This window comes from Pseudoneobacillus rhizosphaerae, assembly GCF_917563885.1.
In the GTDB taxonomy this organism is placed as follows: Bacteria; Bacillota; Bacilli; order Bacillales; family Cytobacillaceae; genus Pseudoneobacillus; species Pseudoneobacillus rhizosphaerae.
In genome coordinates this window covers 201,172-219,796 of record NZ_CAKJTG010000005.1, presented here as the reverse complement: position 1 = coordinate 219,796, position 18,625 = coordinate 201,172, and the positions used below count along the sequence as shown (strand labels likewise).

Genomic DNA, 18,625 nt, shown 5'->3' with positions numbered 1-18,625 from the left:
AAGGAAAGCATAAACTAAAAATAACTCCATTTAAGTTAAGGAAAGGGAGGTTATAAAAATGAACAGTTTAGTAAATAAAATTAAGCAACTTAATTTAGGTAAAGTGAAAGTAAATGAACCATTGGCAAATCATACAACGATAAAAATCGGTGGTCCTGCAGACCTTTTTGTAGAGCCATCCTCCATTGATAATCTTGAAAAAGTAATGGACCTTGTTATTGAGGAGCAGATTCCGTGGCGAGCAATTGGAAGGGGCTCAAATCTATTAGTTTCAGATCAGGGTATTGAGGGAGTTGTTATTAAACTAGGTGCAGGTATCGATCATTTAGAGATAAAAGATCAGGAAATTACTGTTGGTGGTGGTCATTCCATCGTAAGTCTTTCAACAATAATGAGTAAAAAGGGGTTTTCAGGTCTGGAATTTGCAAGTGGTATACCAGGTTCGGTAGGTGGAGCAGTCTATATGAATGCAGGTGCCCATGGTTCGGATATTTCAAAAATATTGAAAAAGGCAAGAATTCTTTTTGAGGATGGCACGATTAGTTGGTTAAACAATGAGGAAATGGAGTTTTCCTACCGTACATCAGTACTTCAAAAGAAAAAACCTGGTATTGTATTAGAAGCAGTTTTAATACTAAAAGAAGGTGAAAAAAGCAAAATTGTTGGAGAAATGCAAAAAAATAAAGATTATCGTAAAGATACACAGCCATATAACTTTCCGTGTGCAGGAAGTATCTTTAGAAATCCATTACCAAACTATGCCGGGAAGCTAATTGAAGTTGCAGGTTTGAAGGGTTATTCAATGGGTGGAGCGAAAATTTCTGAAATGCATGGAAATTTTATAATCAATGCAGGAAATGCTACCGCACAAGATGTGTTAAATTTAATCCAACATGTAAAAAGTACCATTTTTGAATTATACGAAATTCATATGGAAACTGAAGTTGAGATTATTGGTCGTAAATAATTCATATAAGAGAAAGAAGCTAGCTTGTCAGCTCTGCACTGACAAGCTTAAAAAATATCCTTTAACAGGTAAAACCCCCTTACGATTTACAAATATTGTGATATAATATCATCTTGTAAGTAAATAAAAAATAACTAGAATAAAATTTTTTTTGATGGATTTTCTAGATTATTTTTTGTTTTTTGGACGAGCTGGGGGTGGTGAGTTTATGGAAAAAAGTAAAATTGTATCACTTGAAGATCGTATCCCAAAATTAAAACAACAACGGAGAAAAAAAGCAAATCGGCGTTTGGTTTTATTATTATTACTATTTTTTACTCTAATTGCATGTGTTTCTTACTTCCAATCCCCATTAAGTAGAGTCAAAAATATCGATGTTCATGGAAATGAATTATATAGTGTGGATCAAATAGTGTCAAAATCACAAATCACTACTAAGCAAAACATTTGGAAAATGAATAAAACTGAGATTATCAAGGAAATCAAAAAACTACCTGAAATTAAGGAAGTAAAAATTAAAACTGTTTTCCCTAATACTGTAAAGATAACAGTAAGTGAATATAAAAGAATGGCCTATTTCGTAAATGAAACAACTTTTTATCCTGTTTTAGAAAATGGTAGAATCTTAAAAAGTCAAAAGATTACACTATTGCCTATAAATGCACCTTTTCTTAAGGATTTTAAAGAAGGAAAGGTACTAAATGAAATGATTACGAGCTTAAAAGAAGTACCTCCTGAAGTGGTAAATTCGATATCTGAGATCCAACATACACCTAAAGAAAACGACCAATATCATATTACACTTTACATGAATGATGGTTTTGAAGTAAGTGCAACGCTACGTACCTTTTCTGAAAAAATGTTGCATTACCCTTCTATTTTAAGTCAATTAGACCCTAATGTTAAAGGGGTTATTGATTTAGAGGTAGGATCTTATTTCAAAGCTTATACATCGGAAGGGGAGGAAATGCTTGAAGATGAAGGTGAAAGGTAATCATGTTGTCTTAGCTCTTGTTTTTCTTGTTCTAGGGTACATGATTGCTTTTTCATATCATATAACTGAACGGGTTAACGAGCGAGCACCTAAAACGAATAAGCAATGGGAGCGAAACTTAAGTCTTCGAAATCAGATTATTAATGAGCAAGAAAGAAACCGTGATCTTCAAAATGAACTGAATGAGAAGCAAGATAAAGTTTTACAAATTGAAAAAGAGTTATCTAAGGAAGCACAAGTGTTTTTTAATTTAGCAGAGGATGCTGAAAAATACCGAATGTTTCTTGGTAAAGTAAAGGTTAAAGGTAAGGGTGTTGAGGTAACACTTGCCGATGGTGACTATAACCCAATTGAAGAAAATGCCAATAACTATATCGTTCATGAATATCATGTCTTTAAAGTAATCACTGAGTTATACATATCTGGGGCAACAGGAATCGCTATTAATGGTCAAAGACTATCACATAATTCTTATATCAATTGTAATGGACCTGTTATTACCATCGATGGTTTTCAACATCCTGCCCCATTTGTCGTCACTGCAATTGGTGACCCAGAAGTTTTATCTTCGGCATTAAACCTTTCAGGTGGGGTAACAGACCAACTAGTTAACGATAATATTGTGGTTTCTTTAGCAACAAAGGATGAAATTATTTTAGATCCAATTCTCGGTAATTGATACAGATTAACGGAACAACGTAAAGGTTAGGTGATAAGGTGAACATAATGAAAAACTGGAGTTTCACCATTATCGCATTGGTGATTGGATTTATGATTGCTATCCAATTTCAGACCGTCCAAGAACCGGTTATAAGAGATACAAGAGATGAATGGCAGCTTCGGGAAGACTTATTAAAAGAAAAAGAATTGCAATCAAAATTAATAAAAGAAATTCAGTCAAATGAAGAAAAAATTGCCATGTATGAAACAGAACGTGCACAGGGAAAAGAGCAAGTGTTAAGGGAAACCTTGGAAGAACTGAAGATGGAAGCTGGATTAACACCCATTACCGGACCCGGAATTATCCTAACAGTTGAACCTGATTTTGCAGAAATTGTTTTAGGTCAACCTGTTGTAAGTGTTTCACCTGAACTATTACAAAGACTCCTCAACGAACTAAATAAGTACGAGGCAAAATATATCTCTATAGATGGAAATCGAATTATTAATACAACTACTATTAGAGATATCAATAATGAAACAACTATTGATGGACAACCTATCACAGAAATACCGTTTGAGGTAAAGGTGATCACAGAGAATATGACCAAAGCTGGAAAATTACATAACCGAATGCAAGTTTCTAAATCAGTGGAAGAGTTTTTTATTGATAACCTAAGAGTTAAAGTATCAAACCCTATACAAGAAGTTACTATTCCTGCCTATGAAAATAAGATTCAAGTTCGGTTTATGGAACCAATTAAGGCAGACAAAGGAGGAAGTTGATTATGTGGCTTCCATTTATGGGTTTAGTTATAGGGATTTTTCTTGGGTTATTAACAGAAATTAGGATTCCGGAAGAGTATTCTAATTATTTATCTATTGCAGTATTAGCAGCATTGGATACTTTATTTGGGGGAATACGGGCACAATTACAAAATATATATGACGAAAAGGTTTTTGTATCAGGCTTTTTCTTTAATATTATTCTTGCTGCAAGTTTGGCTTTCCTAGGTGTACATCTTGGTGTAGACTTGTATTTAGCAGCAGTTTTTGCATTTGGTGTAAGGCTTTTCCAAAACATTGCTGTGATTCGACGACTTTTGTTGACTAAATGGTCAAATAAACAAGAAAAAATTGAAAAAAATTGAGATTTTTAAGAGGGAAATCCTTTATTTTGACGAATATTTTAGTAAGAAAAACTTTGTAAAAGTATCCGAATTTATATTTGTTGTTCTGAGATTGAAAAGCGTAGAGGGAGGTGCCAAAGAATGAACAGCAATGAAATATATGTAAGTCTTGACATCGGTACATCCAGTGTGAAAGTAATCATTGGGGAAATGGTCAATGACTCTCTTAACATCATTGGCGTTGGTAATGTGAAATCTGAAGGGTTAAGGAAAGGTTCAATAGTTGATATTGATGAAACCGTTCATTCTATAAAAAGTGCAATAGAGCAAGCCGAACGAATGATAGGCATGGAAATTAATCAGGTGATTGTCGGTATAACGGGTAATCATGTTAGTCTCCAACCATGTCATGGAGTCGTTGCCGTTTCAAGTGAAAATAGAGAAATAACAAACGATGACGTTTCTAGAGTAATTGAAAATGCTAGGGTGATTTCGATTCCTCCTGAGAGAGAAATTATTGATATTATTGACAAACAATATATTGTTGATGGTCAGGATGAAATTGAAAATCCGCGAAAAATGATTGGTGTTAGATTAGAAATGGAAGGTTCTATTATTACAGGCTCTAAAACAATCCTCTATAACACGCTTCGCTGTGTGGAACGTGCTGGACTTGAAATAATAGGCTTTACCCTTCAACCTTTGGCTGCAGGTGAATTTGCTCTCTCAAAGGATGAAAAAAGATTAGGGGTAGCTTTAATTGATATTGGTGGAGGAACAACCACCGTTTCAGTTTTTCAAGATGGCTTTTTATTAGCAACTTCCTTAATACCTCTTGGTGGAGAACATATTACTAACGATTTGGCTAAAGTTCTAGAGACTTCAACTAAAGATGCTGAAAACATCAAAATCCAATATGGACATGCCTTTTATGATGATGCTTCAGAAACTGAGGTGTTTAGTGTTCCTATCATCGGTAGTGATCAACACCAGCAGTTTAATCAACTTGAAGTTGCTGAAATTATTGAAGCACGTTTAGAAGAAATCTTTGAATTAGTTCAGGTTGAGTTGAAAAAAATGGGGATTCGAGACTTGCCAGGAGGATTTGTTTTAACTGGTGGTGTTACTAATATGCAAGGTGTACTTGAATTGGCAAAGGATATTTTCCAAATTCGGGTTCGAATTGCTATACCCGATTATATTGGAGTAAGAGAACCACAATATACAACTGCTGTAGGATTGATAAAATACGCTTATGAGAATGCTAGATTACAAGGTCAACAAATTGAACCGTCGGTAAAAGTAGCACAAGTAAAAGAGAAGCGAGTAGTAAAACAACCACAGCAAAAGTCAAAGCCTGAAAAGCTATCTGAAGAAAAAATGACATCAAAAGTAAAAAAATTCTTTGGTTACTTTTTTGAATAAGACGTTGTAAGTTATTTTTGCCACTATAAATTCCAGCTCAATAATTAGAAAACTACTGAGTATGAGAAATGTGTACGAAAACCATATTTAATACGGGTAATAAACTACCTTTGGAAAAAACAATCTATGTGTAAACACCCTTTGAATTAAGAATGTATAGAGGAATATGGTCGAATTAGGAGGATTTGTGATGTTGGATTTTGATACAAATTTAGATCAACTTGCTACAATTAAAGTAATTGGTGTCGGCGGTGGCGGTAATAATGCAGTAAATCGTATGATAGAACACGGTGTCCAAGGTGTAGATTTTATTGCAGTTAATACAGATGCACAAGCATTAAACCTTTCTAAAGCAGAAATAAAAATGCAAATTGGCGGCAAGTTAACTAGGGGACTTGGAGCAGGTGCTAACCCTGAAGTAGGTAAGAAAGCTGCTGAAGAAAGTAAAGAACAAATCGAAGAGGCTCTACGCGGAGCAGACATGGTATTCGTTACTGCTGGTATGGGCGGCGGAACTGGAACTGGTGCCGCACCAGTAATCGCGCAGATTGCTCGTGACCTTGGTGCTCTTACAGTAGGTGTTGTTACTCGACCGTTCTCTTTTGAAGGGAAAAAACGTTCTGGTCAAGCAGCGGGTGGAATTGCTTCAATGAAGGAAGCTGTAGATACGTTAATCGTAATCCCCAATGACCGTCTACTTGAAATTGTTGATAAAAGTACGCCAATGCTGGAAGCATTCCGTGAGGCGGATAATGTGTTACGTCAAGGAGTTCAAGGGATCTCGGATTTAATTGCCGTACCTGGATTAATAAACCTTGATTTTGCCGATGTAAAAACAATTATGGCAAACAAAGGTTCGGCATTAATGGGGATCGGTGTTGCGGCAGGTGAAAACCGTGCAGCTGAAGCAGCGAAAAAAGCTATTTCATCTCCATTACTTGAAACTTCTATTGATGGTGCCCAAGGCGTGTTAATGAACATAACTGGTGGAACTAACCTTAGCTTATATGAAGTTCAAGAGGCTGCAGACATTGTTGCTTCTGCCTCAGACCAAGAAGTCAATATGATTTTTGGATCTGTCATCAATGAAAACTTAAAAGATGAAATAATTGTGACTGTAATTGCTACAGGGTTCAACGAGGAAGTAATAATGCCAAAAACAACTCGTCCATCTTTCGGACAAGTTAAGCCAAATATTGGCGTTGTGAAACGGGAGCCAAAGCGTGAAGAGATTCCACAAGAAACTTATCGTAACCCAACACCTACACAACAAGAGGATACATTAGATATCCCTACCTTCTTAAGAAATCGTAATCGTAGAAGATAACTTAAAAATAAAAAGTATGATTCCCATGGAGTCATACTTTTTTTTATTAAAATTTACAGTTTTTAATTGTTTACAAGTTACATATAAGATTATTTGACAAAATCCGAAAAGAATAGAGGAAATTTCTCCATTTTTATTTACAGAATATGACACACTTCCCCCTACAGTATAGGTTATACTTTTTCGTAACGGAATAATAGAAACTATTAAAAAATTTAGAAAATACGTAGGAAGGTTATTCAGTCTTTTGGAGGGGGAAAAAAATTGACTGTTTATTTGGATGTCATTTGGTTTCTGAATTTTCTTTTTGACAGTCTTCTCCTTTCTTTAACATCCATAATGTTAAAACGCCGAGCGAGTTGGTGGAGAATTTGTTTAGGTGGTTTGCTTGGAAGCATGATCATTTTATTAACATTCTCCCCTTTAGGTAGTTTAAGTGGGAATCCAATCATTAAATTATTCTTTTCATTCGGAATGGTTTTTTTAACATTTGGGTATAAACGTTTACGCTTTTTCTTGAAGGCATTATTGTTCCTCTATCTATCAACATTCCTAACAGGCGGAACATTAATAGGAGTTCACTACTTTATTAAGTTTGATCATCAGCTTAAATCAGATGTGTTTCTAGCGAGTATAAAAGGATTTGGAGATCCAATTAGTTGGCTGTTTGTATTGGTGGGGTTTCCAATTGCATGGTATTTTTCTAGAAAAGGTGTAGAGAAATTGGAAATGACAAAAATTCAATATGATCAACTAGTAAATGTACATTTTACAATAAAAAATTTAAGTTTTTCTATTAAAGGATTAGTGGATAGTGGAAATCAACTATATGACCCAATCTCAAAAGCACCTGTTATGATTGTTTCCATTCATCAATTAAAAGAGAATTTGCCGTTAGAAATAATTGAAATGGCAAATGAACCCGATGCCTATATATTTGGAGATAAAGAAATACCAATTGAATGGGAAAGTAAAGTCAAGATTATCCCCTGTAAAGTAGTAGGTCAAGACCATCAAATTATTGTTGCATTTAAACTAGATGATTTGAAATTAGAAACGGAGCAAGGAGTAATTAAAGTTACAAAGGCATTAATTTCCTTTACGATGCAACAGCTCTCTGGCGATGATTCGTTTCAATGTATTGTACATCCTAAAATGCTAACTGAAGCAGGTGCAACAAACACCTCCATAAAGGTAAGCTAATATTACTATACGAAGGAAATGTGAAATTTAGAAGGAGGACCTTAAATGAAAAAATTGAAACTTCGCTTAACTTACTATTGGTATAAGTTATTAATGAAAATGGGCTTAAAATCAGATGAAATCTATTATATTGGTGGTAGCGAAGCTTTACCCCCTCCTTTAAGTAAAGAAGAGGAGGAAGTACTGTTAAACAAATTACCTAACGGTGATAAAGCAGCTCGTTCGATCTTAATCGAACGTAATCTACGCCTAGTTGTTTATATCGCAAGAAAGTTTGAAAATACGGGTATTAATATTGAAGATCTAATAAGTATTGGAACGATAGGATTAATTAAAGCTGTTAATACCTTTAACCCTGAAAAGAAGATTAAGCTTGCTACATACGCATCTAGATGTATCGAAAATGAAATTTTGATGTACTTAAGAAGAAATAATAAAATTCGTTCGGAAGTTTCATTCGATGAACCATTAAATATCGATTGGGATGGAAATGAGTTGCTATTATCGGATGTTCTTGGAACAGACGAGGATATTATTACTAAGGATTTAGAAGCAAATGTGGATCGGAAATTATTAGTGAAAGCATTACATCAGTTGTCTGATCGTGAAAAACAAATTATGGAGCTACGTTTTGGATTAACAAATGGTGAAGAAAAGACCCAGAAGGATGTAGCGGATATGTTAGGAATATCGCAATCCTATATTTCAAGATTAGAAAAAAGAATTATTAAAAGACTTAGAAAAGAATTTAACAAAATGGTGTAAACTTAGGAAAAAAAATTTCTTGAAAAAATTTTTTAAAGCCTAATATCCTTGATTTATCTAAATGAAATTGATTTTTACAAGATATTTTCATTGTCTGTTTAATGGTTAAAGGTGCATATTTTTCCTTCTCACGGAGATACTTATGTTTGTACAGCAACTCCTGTGAGGAGGGAAAAGGATTGACTCGAAATAAAGTAGAAATTTGCGGTGTCGATACATCAAAGCTTCCAGTTTTAAAGAACGAAGAAATGAGATTACTCTTCAAGCAAATGCAGGGCGGAGAACTTTCTGCAAGAGAAAAACTTGTCAACGGAAATCTCCGATTAGTTCTTAGTGTCATCCAACGTTTTAACAATCGTGGAGAATTCGTGGACGACCTGTTCCAGGTTGGCTGTATCGGTCTCATGAAGTCAATTGATAATTTTGATTTAAGCCAAAACGTTAAATTCTCAACGTATGCAGTACCAATGATTATTGGGGAAATTAGAAGATATCTACGTGACAATAACCCAATACGAGTATCACGTTCCTTGCGTGATATCGCCTATAAAGCCTTACAGGTAAGAGAGCGGTTAATGAGTGAAACATCCCGTGAGCCTACAGCTGAAGAAATTGCCAAAGTCCTAGAAGTTCCGCATGAAGAGATTGTCTTTGCTCTTGATGCTATTCAAGATCCTGTGTCATTATTTGAACCTATCTATAATGATGGAGGAGATCCAATTTATGTGATGGATCAGCTAAGTGATGACCGTAATAAGGATACAACCTGGATTGAAGAGATTGCTCTTCAAGAGGGGATGAGGAGATTAAACGATCGTGAAAAATTAATACTAAGGAAGCGCTTCTTCCAAGGTAAAACACAAATGGAAGTTGCTGAAGAAATTGGAATTTCACAAGCACAAGTTTCTAGGTTAGAAAAAGCAGCCATTAAACAAATGAATAAAAATATACAGAGCTAGCTGCCTAGAGGCAGCTATTTTTTATTAATTAAGAATGCTATACCATATTTTTGACTTAAAAATCATATATTTACTATAGAAGCCAAATAGTAGGGGTGAATATATGGTCAAAATATCTGATTTTCAAATAAAAGATGTTGTAAATGTATCTGATGGAAAAAAATTAGGTAACATCGGGGATATTGATATTAATTTAACAACAGGTAAAATTGATGCAGTTGTAGTTAGTGGGGCTGGGAAGGTATTAGGTTTCTTTGGTAAAGACGAAGATATTATTATTCCTTGGAAAAATATTTTAAAAATAGGAGAGGATGTTATTTTAGTCCGTTATAAGGACCAAGAGGTTAAGTACATCGAAGAAGAGGCGTAAAACGCCTCTTTATTTATTTCTAAACAATAGGCATTTATACTGGTTATTTGTTATGAACTAGTAGCTAAATATGGTAAACTATAAAAAACATTAAGAGGACGGGGAATATGGAACCATTTGTTTTAAAAACAAAAGAATATTTCTCTATAGAGGCTTGGGAAAAAGAATGGCCAGATTTAGTCGTAGGATTTACAACGAAAAACGGTGGGGTTAGTCAACAAGATTTTTCTTCGTTTAATTTCGGATTTCATGTCGGCGATAAAGTGGAATCTGTTTGCCATAATAAACAAAAATTATCAAGTATAATTAAATTCCCGGTTGAAAGTTGGGTAGCGGCAGAACAAACTCATGGGATTAATATCAAGAGAATCCAAAAAGAGGTATGTGGAAGTGGCTCCTACCAATATGATGATTCGATTCCTGATACAGATGGATTTTTCACAGAGAATAAAGGTATTCTTTTAACCCTTTGTTATGCTGACTGTGTACCAATATACTTTATAGATAAGGTTACAAAAAGAATTGGTATCGCACATGCCGGCTGGAAGGGTAGTGTTAATGGAATCGCCAAAAGAATGATCTTAAATTGGGTAAGTGAAGGTAGTAATCTAAAAGACATTTTAGTAGCTATTGGACCTTCCATTTGCGAAGATTGTTATATTGTCGATGATTTTGTTATCGCTTTTGTACGAAAGATACTAGTAGATGTCGAAAAAAAGCCCTATAATTTAATAAATAAAGATCAATACCGATTAAACTTAAAACAATTTAATAAATTACAACTTATTCAAGCTGGTATTACGGAATCTAATATTTACGTTACGGAATATTGCTCAAGTTGTCATGATAAGGAATTTTTCTCTCACAGAAGAGATAAAGGCAAAACGGGTCGAATGATGAGTTTTATCGGGTGGAAGGAGGATTCCCAAACAATATGAATGTCGCAACAAAGCTTAAGAAGATTAAACAAGAAATCCAGGAAGTTTGTGAAAAGTCAAATCGTGATCCCAATGAGATTACGATAATTGCGGTTACCAAATATGTAAGTATTAATAGAGCTAAAGAGGCATTACAAGCTGGTATTACCGATCTAGGTGAAAACCGAGACGAAGGGCTTCTTGAAAAATGGGAACAATTAAAAGACAAACCTACTTGGCACTATATTGGTTCGTTACAAACACGAAAGGTGAAGAATATCATTCATTTAGTTGATTATATCCATTCACTTGACCGAATCACACTTGCTGAAGAAATTAATAAACGCGCGGATCATCCAATAAATTGCTTTGTCCAAGTTAATGTTTCTGGAGAGGACTCTAAACATGGAATGTCACCATTAGAGGTAATATCTTTTATAGAAAAAATGAAGGATTACCCTAATATTGTTATTTGTGGATTAATGACAATGGCCCCTTTTACCGGCGATGAGGAAACCATTCGTCACTGTTTTCAAAGGCTGAAATCACTGCAATTAGAAATTGCTGAGAAACAATTGCCTTTTGCCCCATGTAATGAATTATCCATGGGAATGTCCAACGATTTTAATATAGCCATAGAAGAAGGTGCTACTTTCATTCGAATTGGAACGGCTCTTGTTGGAGATAAAGAGAAAGAGGTGTAATAATTATGAGTATTAAAACTAAGTTTAAAACATTTTTTTATTTAAATGATGAATTAGATGATAATGATGAAGAGTATATCGAAAAAGAAATTGAAACAGCTACACCAACTAAACAATCAACTGGTAAGCAAAATGTTGTTAGTCTTCAGAGTATCCAAAAATCATCAAAAATGGTTTTATTTGAACCTAGTGATTATGCCGAAGCACAAGATATTACGGATCATTTACGAAACCGACGTACGGTTGTCGTTAATTTACAAAGAATTGACCGTGAACAAGGGAAACAAATTGTCGACTTTTTAAGTGGTGCTGTATATGCCTTAGGTGGACATATTCAAAAAATTGGGGTAAACATCTTTCTTTGTACCCCAGATAATGTTGAGGTTTCAGGAAATATATCAGAAATTATGCAAAATCATGATTTTTAAAAAATTAAGGTGGTCTGTGTAAATGGAAATATTGTTTGGATTATTGTATAAGCTTATTAACCTTTATTCTTGGGCATTAATTATTTATATTTTATTATCTTGGTTTCCTAATGCGAGAGAGTCCTCGTTTGGTCAAATCCTTTCCCGCATTTGTGAGCCGTACTTAGAGCCGTTTAGAAGATTTGTGCCACCACTTGGAATGATTGATATCTCACCAATTGTTGCCATTTTTGTATTAAAGCTTGCTACAGCAGGTTTAGCTCAAGTTTATGGTTGGCTAGTATAAACAAGTAGGATCTAACAATGATCCTATTTGTTTTTATTTTTCTCTATAGTAAAAGGAGCATTATATGAGTATTTATCAACATTTTCGTCCAGAGGAACGTGAATTTATTGACCAAGTACTAGAGTGGAAACGGATTGTTACGGACACATATGTAGCAAAACTGACTGATTTCCTTGATCCAAGATTACAGCAAATTGTTCATCTTATTATTGGTGATTCAACAGATGTTCATTGTCATTTTTTTGGTGGTGTTGATAATGCAGAAAGAAAAAGAGCTTTAATTTATCCAGAATATCATATTGTTGATCATAACGATTTTCAAGTTACTATTTTTGAAGTTGAATATCCAAAAAAGTTTGTTACGATTGAACATCGAGAAGTACTCGGAAGTTTAATGTCATTAGGTCTAAAAAGGGAAAAGTTCGGTGATATTCTATTTGAGGGTGATAGAATTCAGATAATTATAGCTACAGAGATTAACTCATATCTCCGTTTACAATTAGCTTCAATTGGACGAGCAAAAATTTCCCTCAAAGAAATACCGACTAATGAAGTACTTAAAATTGAAAATAAATGGACAGAGGAAGCAGCAACTGTCTCATCGATGAGATTAGATACCATTATTTCCGCACTCTATAATGTCTCTAGGCAAAAATCACAGATTTTAATCGAACAAGGACTAGTTAAAGTAAACTTCGCTACTAGCTTAAAAACCTCTTTTGAATGTCATGAGTTTGATATGATCTCAGTTAGAGGATATGGTCGAACAAAAATTACTTCCATTGAGGGTAAAACCAAAAAAGAAAAATGGAGAATTATTGTAGGAAAACAAAAATAAATACAATTTTAGCAGGAATATATAAAAATATGTCGAATTATGGACTATACATAGACAATACATAGTTTCGAGGAGGTGGCATCATGCCATTAACGCCGTTAGATATACACAATAAAGAATTTAATCGGGGATTCCGTGGTTATGATGAAGATGAGGTAAACGAGTTTCTTGACCAAGTGATCAAGGATTATGAATTGATTATCCGTGAGAAAAAAGAATTAGATGAGCGTTTAAATGAATTAAATAGTCGTTTAAGTCATTTCACAAATATTGAAGAAACTTTAAATAAATCGATTGTAATTGCTCAAGAAGCTGGAGAAGATGTTAAGAGAAATGCACAAAAAGAGGCAAAGTTAATTTTAAAGGAAGCGGAAAAGAACGCAGACCGAATTGTAAACGAAGCCCTATCTAAAGCTAGAAAAATTGCACTTGAAATTGAAGATCTTAAAAAGCAATCAAAAGTGTTTCGAACTAGATTTAAAATGTTAATTGAGGCACAACTTGATTTGTTAAATAATGATGATTGGGATCATTTGCTTCAATACGAAGTTGATGCTACCGAATTGAAGAGCTTAGAAGAGGATTTTGAGACAAAATCTTGACGAAATGCGAGCTAATAGCATATAATTTCTTAATAAAATTAAAATAATGCTTGTGACAATGATAGGGACAGTACAAGATCATTTACTTTATAAAGCGAGATGGGGAAGGTGAAAGCCCATCAAAGTAAGATTAATGGAAGATCACCCTTAAGTCCCGAAGTGAAATCCTTAAAAAGGAGAGTAGTTTTGGCGTAAATTCACGTTACGAATTTTTACGAGTGGATTATAATGATAATCTATAAGGGTGGTACCGCGGGAAAGTCTTCTCGTCCCTTTTGGGACGAGAGGGCTTTTTTTGTTTTCAAAAACTTAAGAGCTAGTATGATTCATGTTGATTGCGGTTATATTGTCAAAAGCACTGTTAAAGTAAGATTGGTTTGGAGGAATTGGAAATGGATTACAAGGATACGTTATTGATGCCACAAACAGAGTTCCCAATGCGGGGGAATTTACCAAAACGAGAGCCAGACGTTCAAGAAAAATGGCGTGTTATGAATATTTATGAAAAGGTTCAAGCTCGGACTGCAGGACGTCCAATGTTTGTGCTACACGATGGTCCACCATATGCGAATGGAGACATTCATATCGGTCATGCGTTAAATAAAATTCTTAAAGACGTAATCGTTCGATATAAATCTATGAGTGGGTTTAATGCCCCGTATGTTCCTGGATGGGATACTCACGGTCTACCAATTGAACAAGCATTAACTAATAAAGGTGTCAAACGCAAGGAAATGACTGTTGCTGAATTCAGAAAGCTTTGTGAAGCATATGCTTATGAGCAAATCGATAACCAACGTTCCCAATTTAAGCGCTTGGGAGTAAGAGGAGATTGGGAAAATCCTTATATCACTTTGAAGCCTGAATATGAAGCACAGCAAATTAAGGTTTTTGGTGAAATGGCTAAAAAAGGATATATTTATAAAGGGAAAAAGCCTGTCTATTGGTCACCTTCTAGTGAATCCGCTTTAGCTGAAGCAGAAATTGAATATCAAGATAAACGATCAGCTTCTATATATGTTTCATTTAAAGTGAAAGATGGAAAGGGTGTATTAGAAGTAGGGACGAATGTAGTGATTTGGACTACAACTCCGTGGACGATTCCTGCTAACTTGGCCATTTCCTTACACCCTGAATTAATCTATGTGGTTGCTGAGGTAAATGGAGAGAAGTTTTTAGTTGCTGAAGAATTACTTGAAAATGCAGCAAAAGAAATTGGTTGGGAACAGACAAATGTAGTATCTAAAGTTAAAGGTTCAGAGCTAGAGTTCGTAGTTTGTCAGCATCCATTATATGACCGTGATTCAATAGTTGTCCTTGGCGAGCATGTTACTACTGATGCAGGAACTGGCTGTGTTCATACGGCTCCTGGTCATGGGGAAGATGACTTCCAAGTAGGTCAAAAATATGGTTTAGACGTACTTTGTCCAGTAGATGACAAAGGTGTTATGACAAGTGAAGCACCAGGGTTTGAAGGCTTATTTTATGATCAAGCTAATAAACCAATAACTGAAAAATTAGAGAGTGTTGGAGCGTTATTAAAGCTAAACTTCTTTACTCACTCCTATCCACATGATTGGAGAACGAAAAAGCCTGTTATCTTCCGTGCTACTGCACAGTGGTTTGCCTCTATTAAGGATTTCCGTTCTGAACTTTTAAAAGCAGTAGAGGAAACGAAATGGGTACCTGCTTGGGGTGAAACAAGATTATTTAACATGGTTCGTGATCGTGGGGATTGGTGTATTTCCCGTCAACGTGCTTGGGGGGTTCCAATACCAGTATTCTTTGCCGAAAATGGAGAATCGATTATCACTGATGAAACAATTAATCATGTATCAAATTTATTCCGTAAGCACGGTTCAAATATTTGGTTTGAAAGTGAAGCAAAGGATTTATTACCGGAAGGCTTTACACATCCAGGAAGCCCTAATGGCCAGTTTACAAAAGAAACGGATATTATGGATGTTTGGTTTGATTCTGGTTCCTCACATCAGTCCGTACTAGAAGAAAGAGAGGACCTACAACGTCCTGCTGACCTGTATTTAGAAGGCTCAGACCAATATCGTGGTTGGTTTAACTCTTCTTTATCAACAAGTGTTGCAGTTACAGGAAAAGCCCCATACAAAGGTGTTTTAAGCCATGGTTTTGCACTTGATGGTGAAGGCCGTAAAATGAGTAAGTCACTTGGGAATGTTGTCGTTCCTGCTAAAGTAATGGATCAGTTGGGTGCTGATATATTACGTTTATGGGTAGCTTCAGTTGATTATCAATCGGATGTTCGCGTTTCAGATGCGATTCTTAAGCAAGTTGCCGAGGTATATCGTAAAATTCGTAATACCTTCCGCTTCCTATTAGGGAACCTTGCAGATTTTAATCCAGCAACAGATTCAGTTTCCTACGAAAATCTACGTGAAGTGGACCAATACATGCTTGTGAAACTAAATAAATTAATTAAAAATGTACGTGAAGCATATGAAAACTATGAATTTGCGGGCATTTACCATGCAATTAATAATTTCTGTACGCTAGACTTAAGTGCATTCTACTTAGATTTTGCTAAGGATGTTTTATATATAGAAGCAAAAAATCATCCTGAGCGTCGGGCTATTCAAACCGTTCTTCATGAAAGCTTACTGGCTTTAACAAAGCTAGTATCTCCAATTCTTGCGCATACGGCTGACGAAGTTTGGGAGTACATTCCATCTGTAACTGAGGAAAGCGTTCAGTTAACAGATATGCCCGAATTTAAAGAGCTAGAAAACGCAAAAGCATTAGAAGAAAAGTGGAGTGCCTTTTTGAAGCTTCGTGATGATGTATTGAAAGCATTAGAAGCGGCAAGAAATGAAAAAGTTATCGGTAAATCACTAGCAGCAAAAGTTACATTATATGCAACTGATAAATCTAAAGCATTGTTAGATAGCATTAGTGAAAATTTAAATCAACTCTTTATTGTTTCTGGTTTTGAAGTAGCTGGATCTTTTGATCAAGCTCCAGAAAATGCTCTGAAGTTTGAAACTTCAGCAATCGTTATTTCTAAAGCAGAAGGAGAAATATGTGAGCGTTGTTGGGTTGTTACCCCAGAAGTTGGAAATGTTTCGGAATATCCAACACTTTGCCCACGTTGTGCAGATGTAATTAAAGGAAACTATGCTACACAATCTTAACAAAGGGAGGCTGAAACCATTGGTTTTAGCCTCTATTTTATTTGTATAAAAAATAACTGCCAAATGTTGTTGCGTTTGATTTAAGTTTGGTGGCGAATACTAATTTTAATCTTATTACGGAGGTGTTAGGATTGAAAGTTTTTGAAAAGAAGCTTTATGAGGAACTCCGTGATTTTGAACGAGAACTGGATGGTAAACTAAAAAATGATTTAGTTCATCAAAAGATTAAAAAATATGTTGAAGCAGAATTAAAAGATGTTCAATCCACCTTACACAAATTAGAATGTGGGGAATTCGGAAAATGTGAAATGTCTGGGGAACTAATCCCTTATGATTTACTTTATGAAGTACCGACTGCAAAAAGCCTGAAAGATTTTAATGATATGAAAAGCTACTTAAAAAAGGCACATACATATCACTATAATTAAGGTGGGATGATTGTGGTTATTATGGATTGTGTGCTAAAATGCAAAGGAACAATAGATATTAGTTTGGAGGTTTCTTTGTGTTTTACTACATAATTGCCTTTTTAGTCATTTTATTAGACCAAGTAACAAAATGGCTAGTTGTAAAGAATATGCGTCTTGGTGAGAGCATTACCGTTATTGAGGATTTTCTGTATATTACTTCCCATCGGAATCGTGGAGCCGCTTGGGGGATATTACAGGGTCAAATGTGGTTTTTTTATGTCATAACAGTAATTGTGATTATTGGTATTATTTATTATATACAAAAGCATGCAAGAGGAAAAATGCTACTTGGTTTGTCATTAGGATTGATGCTTGGCGGGGCAATAGGTAATTTTATTGACCGAGTAATCCGTAAAGAGGTAGTTGATTTCGTAAACACATTTATTTTTAGCTATGATTTTCCGGTATTTAATATTGCTGACTCCGCACTTGTCGTGGGTGTTGGGCTTTTAATGCTACAAATGCTGCGAGAAGAGAGAGAAGCAAAGGAGAAAACGTATGGAGAAGATGGAACACATCATTCATGAAGATCAGAAGAATGATCGAATAGATAAAGCAATTAGTAGTATAAACGAAGAATGGTCAAGATCACAAGTACAACAGTGGATAAAGGAAGGGCACGTATTAGTTAATGGTTTAAAGGTAAAAACGAACTATAAATGTAGTGTCAATGATCAAGTTGAGATCATTATCCCTGAACCTGAGGAGCTTGATGTAGTAGCTGAAGAGATGAATCTTGATATTTATTTTGAAGATTCTGATGTTCTTGTAGTGAATAAACCGAAGGGGATGGTTGTTCATCCAGCACCTGGTCATTCTTCAGGTACATTAGTAAATGGGTTAATGGCTCATTGTACAGATTTATCTGGAATAAATGGAGTATTAAGACCTGGAATAGTCCACCGGATTGATAAAGATACTTCAGGACTATTAATGGTTGCAAAAAGTGATTTAGCCCATGAAAGCTTAGTCAATCAATTAGTAGCAAAAACAGTAACTCGTAAGTATAAGGCTATTGTTCATGGTCATATTCCTCATGATTATGGGACAATCGATGCTCCACTTGGGCGAGATACTAGGGATCGTCAAAGTATGACGGTCGTCGATAATGGAAAACATGCTGTGACGCATTTTCATGTTATAGAACGTTTTAAAGACTTTACTTATGTAGAGTGCCAGTTAGAAACAGGTAGAACACATCAAATTCGTGTTCACATGAAATATATTGGATTTCCTTTAGTGGGTGATCCAAAATATGGACCTAGAAAAACCCTGGATATTAACGGTCAAGCTTTACATGCAGGCTTACTTGGATTTAATCATCCACGAACAAATGAATATCTAGAGTTTGAGGCTCCACTACCAGCGGAATTTGAAGAGCTCCTTCTGAACCTTAGAAATAATCATTGACATAGA

General features: G+C 35.1%; 21 protein-coding genes and 1 other annotated feature. All 21 genes read left to right on the top strand.

Features of this window, described 5'->3' with window-relative positions:
- The first annotated feature begins 58 nt into the window (after nt 1-58).
- The gene (gene murB, locus LRP83_RS05960) at nt 59-967 is read left to right on the top strand and encodes a UDP-N-acetylmuramate dehydrogenase (protein ID WP_230495762.1); all 909 of its coding nucleotides are present in this window, start codon (nt 59-61) and stop codon (nt 965-967) included.
- 208 nt (nt 968-1,175) lie between these two features.
- On the top strand, nt 1,176-1,961 hold the full coding sequence (locus LRP83_RS05955) for a cell division protein FtsQ/DivIB (RefSeq protein ID WP_230495761.1): 786 nt from the start codon (nt 1,176-1,178) through the stop codon (nt 1,959-1,961).
- A complete protein-coding gene (locus LRP83_RS05950) occupies nt 1,945-2,640 on the top strand; it encodes a DUF881 domain-containing protein (RefSeq protein ID WP_230495799.1) in 696 nt (231 codons plus the stop codon). The genes LRP83_RS05955 and LRP83_RS05950 overlap by 17 nt, the downstream gene beginning before the upstream one ends.
- A gap of 38 nt (nt 2,641-2,678) precedes the next feature.
- A complete protein-coding gene (locus tag LRP83_RS05945; RefSeq protein ID WP_435531330.1) occupies nt 2,679-3,407 on the top strand; it encodes a DUF881 domain-containing protein in 729 nt (242 codons plus the stop codon).
- 2 nt (nt 3,408-3,409) lie between these two features.
- Nucleotides 3,410-3,772 carry a small basic family protein gene (locus LRP83_RS05940; protein ID WP_230495759.1) on the top strand — a complete coding sequence of 121 codons (363 nt, stop codon included), beginning with the start codon at nt 3,410-3,412 and terminating at the stop codon, nt 3,770-3,772.
- Between the two features lie 120 nt (nt 3,773-3,892).
- Nucleotides 3,893-5,176, top strand: a complete 1,284-nt coding sequence (gene ftsA / locus LRP83_RS05935; protein WP_230495758.1) for a cell division protein FtsA — start codon at nt 3,893-3,895, stop codon at nt 5,174-5,176.
- A gap of 190 nt (nt 5,177-5,366) precedes the next feature.
- Nucleotides 5,367-6,503 (top strand): cell division protein FtsZ, encoded by a 1,137-nt coding sequence (gene ftsZ, locus LRP83_RS05930; RefSeq protein ID WP_230495757.1) that lies wholly within the window; start codon nt 5,367-5,369, stop codon nt 6,501-6,503.
- 264 nt (nt 6,504-6,767) lie between these two features.
- Nucleotides 6,768-7,706 (top strand): sigma-E processing peptidase SpoIIGA, encoded by a 939-nt coding sequence (gene spoIIGA / locus LRP83_RS05925; protein WP_230495756.1) that lies wholly within the window; start codon nt 6,768-6,770, stop codon nt 7,704-7,706.
- A 45-nt stretch (nt 7,707-7,751) separates the two neighbouring features.
- The gene (gene sigE, locus LRP83_RS05920; RefSeq protein ID WP_230495755.1) at nt 7,752-8,471 is read left to right on the top strand and encodes an RNA polymerase sporulation sigma factor SigE; all 720 of its coding nucleotides are present in this window, start codon (nt 7,752-7,754) and stop codon (nt 8,469-8,471) included.
- 179 nt (nt 8,472-8,650) lie between these two features.
- Nucleotides 8,651-9,430 (top strand): RNA polymerase sporulation sigma factor SigG, encoded by a 780-nt coding sequence (sigG, locus tag LRP83_RS05915; RefSeq protein WP_230495754.1) that lies wholly within the window; start codon nt 8,651-8,653, stop codon nt 9,428-9,430.
- A gap of 103 nt (nt 9,431-9,533) precedes the next feature.
- Entirely contained in the window at nt 9,534-9,800 is a 267-nt protein-coding gene (locus LRP83_RS05910; RefSeq protein WP_230495753.1) for a YlmC/YmxH family sporulation protein, read from the top strand.
- 107 nt (nt 9,801-9,907) lie between these two features.
- Nucleotides 9,908-10,738: a peptidoglycan editing factor PgeF gene (gene pgeF / locus LRP83_RS05905; RefSeq protein WP_230495752.1), complete on the top strand. Its 831-nt coding sequence runs from the start codon at nt 9,908-9,910 to the stop codon at nt 10,736-10,738.
- Nucleotides 10,735-11,421 (top strand): YggS family pyridoxal phosphate-dependent enzyme, encoded by a 687-nt coding sequence (locus LRP83_RS05900; protein ID WP_230495751.1) that lies wholly within the window; start codon nt 10,735-10,737, stop codon nt 11,419-11,421. The genes pgeF and LRP83_RS05900 overlap by 4 nt, the downstream gene beginning before the upstream one ends.
- Nucleotides 11,422-11,426: 5 nt before the next feature.
- Nucleotides 11,427-11,849 (top strand): cell division protein SepF, encoded by a 423-nt coding sequence (locus tag LRP83_RS05895; protein ID WP_230495750.1) that lies wholly within the window; start codon nt 11,427-11,429, stop codon nt 11,847-11,849.
- 22 nt (nt 11,850-11,871) lie between these two features.
- Complete coding sequence (locus tag LRP83_RS05890; RefSeq protein WP_230495749.1) at nt 11,872-12,135, top strand: YggT family protein; 264 nt, start codon at nt 11,872-11,874, stop codon at nt 12,133-12,135.
- Nucleotides 12,136-12,199: 64 nt separating this feature from the next.
- Nucleotides 12,200-12,973, top strand: a complete 774-nt coding sequence (locus tag LRP83_RS05885; RefSeq protein WP_230495748.1) for a YlmH family RNA-binding protein — start codon at nt 12,200-12,202, stop codon at nt 12,971-12,973.
- Between the two features lie 83 nt (nt 12,974-13,056).
- Nucleotides 13,057-13,575 (top strand): DivIVA domain-containing protein, encoded by a 519-nt coding sequence (locus tag LRP83_RS05880; protein ID WP_230495747.1) that lies wholly within the window; start codon nt 13,057-13,059, stop codon nt 13,573-13,575.
- 49 nt (nt 13,576-13,624) lie between these two features.
- Nucleotides 13,625-13,852 (top strand) — a binding site (T-box leader).
- 115 nt (nt 13,853-13,967) lie between these two features.
- A complete protein-coding gene (ileS, locus tag LRP83_RS05875) occupies nt 13,968-16,739 on the top strand; it encodes an isoleucine--tRNA ligase (protein WP_230495746.1) in 2,772 nt (923 codons plus the stop codon).
- Nucleotides 16,740-16,870: 131 nt separating this feature from the next.
- Nucleotides 16,871-17,167, top strand: coding sequence for a TraR/DksA C4-type zinc finger protein (locus LRP83_RS05870; protein WP_230495745.1), 297 nt, complete (start codon nt 16,871-16,873; stop codon nt 17,165-17,167).
- Between the two features lie 77 nt (nt 17,168-17,244).
- The gene (lspA, locus tag LRP83_RS05865; protein WP_230495744.1) at nt 17,245-17,736 is read left to right on the top strand and encodes a signal peptidase II; all 492 of its coding nucleotides are present in this window, start codon (nt 17,245-17,247) and stop codon (nt 17,734-17,736) included.
- Complete coding sequence (locus tag LRP83_RS05860; RefSeq protein WP_230495743.1) at nt 17,708-18,619, top strand: RluA family pseudouridine synthase; 912 nt, start codon at nt 17,708-17,710, stop codon at nt 18,617-18,619. The genes lspA and LRP83_RS05860 overlap by 29 nt, the downstream gene beginning before the upstream one ends.
- The last annotated feature ends 6 nt before the right edge of the window (nt 18,620-18,625 follow it).

Excerpts from the sequence above, each read along its gene's own strand:
- sigE (WP_230495755.1), top strand. The coding sequence starts at position 7,752 with ATGAAAAAATTGAAACTTCGCTTAACTTACTATTGGTATAAGTTATTA.
- LRP83_RS05860 (WP_230495743.1), top strand. The coding sequence starts at position 17,708 with ATGGAGAAGATGGAACACATCATTCATGAAGATCAGAAGAATGATCGA.
- ileS (WP_230495746.1), top strand. The coding sequence starts at position 13,968 with ATGGATTACAAGGATACGTTATTGATGCCACAAACAGAGTTCCCAATG.
- LRP83_RS05880 (WP_230495747.1), top strand. The coding sequence starts at position 13,057 with ATGCCATTAACGCCGTTAGATATACACAATAAAGAATTTAATCGGGGA.
- LRP83_RS05900 (WP_230495751.1), top strand. The coding sequence starts at position 10,735 with ATGAATGTCGCAACAAAGCTTAAGAAGATTAAACAAGAAATCCAGGAA.
- LRP83_RS05890 (WP_230495749.1), top strand. The coding sequence starts at position 11,872 with ATGGAAATATTGTTTGGATTATTGTATAAGCTTATTAACCTTTATTCT.
- LRP83_RS05940 (WP_230495759.1), top strand. The coding sequence starts at position 3,410 with ATGTGGCTTCCATTTATGGGTTTAGTTATAGGGATTTTTCTTGGGTTA.
- ftsA (WP_230495758.1), top strand. The coding sequence starts at position 3,893 with ATGAACAGCAATGAAATATATGTAAGTCTTGACATCGGTACATCCAGT.
- murB (WP_230495762.1), top strand. The coding sequence starts at position 59 with ATGAACAGTTTAGTAAATAAAATTAAGCAACTTAATTTAGGTAAAGTG.
- LRP83_RS05885 (WP_230495748.1), top strand. The coding sequence starts at position 12,200 with ATGAGTATTTATCAACATTTTCGTCCAGAGGAACGTGAATTTATTGAC.
- pgeF (WP_230495752.1), top strand. The coding sequence starts at position 9,908 with ATGGAACCATTTGTTTTAAAAACAAAAGAATATTTCTCTATAGAGGCT.
- LRP83_RS05910 (WP_230495753.1), top strand. The coding sequence starts at position 9,534 with ATGGTCAAAATATCTGATTTTCAAATAAAAGATGTTGTAAATGTATCT.
- LRP83_RS05895 (WP_230495750.1), top strand. The coding sequence starts at position 11,427 with ATGAGTATTAAAACTAAGTTTAAAACATTTTTTTATTTAAATGATGAA.
- ftsZ (WP_230495757.1), top strand. The coding sequence starts at position 5,367 with ATGTTGGATTTTGATACAAATTTAGATCAACTTGCTACAATTAAAGTA.
- LRP83_RS05950 (WP_230495799.1), top strand. The coding sequence starts at position 1,945 with ATGAAGGTGAAAGGTAATCATGTTGTCTTAGCTCTTGTTTTTCTTGTT.
- LRP83_RS05955 (WP_230495761.1), top strand. The coding sequence starts at position 1,176 with ATGGAAAAAAGTAAAATTGTATCACTTGAAGATCGTATCCCAAAATTA.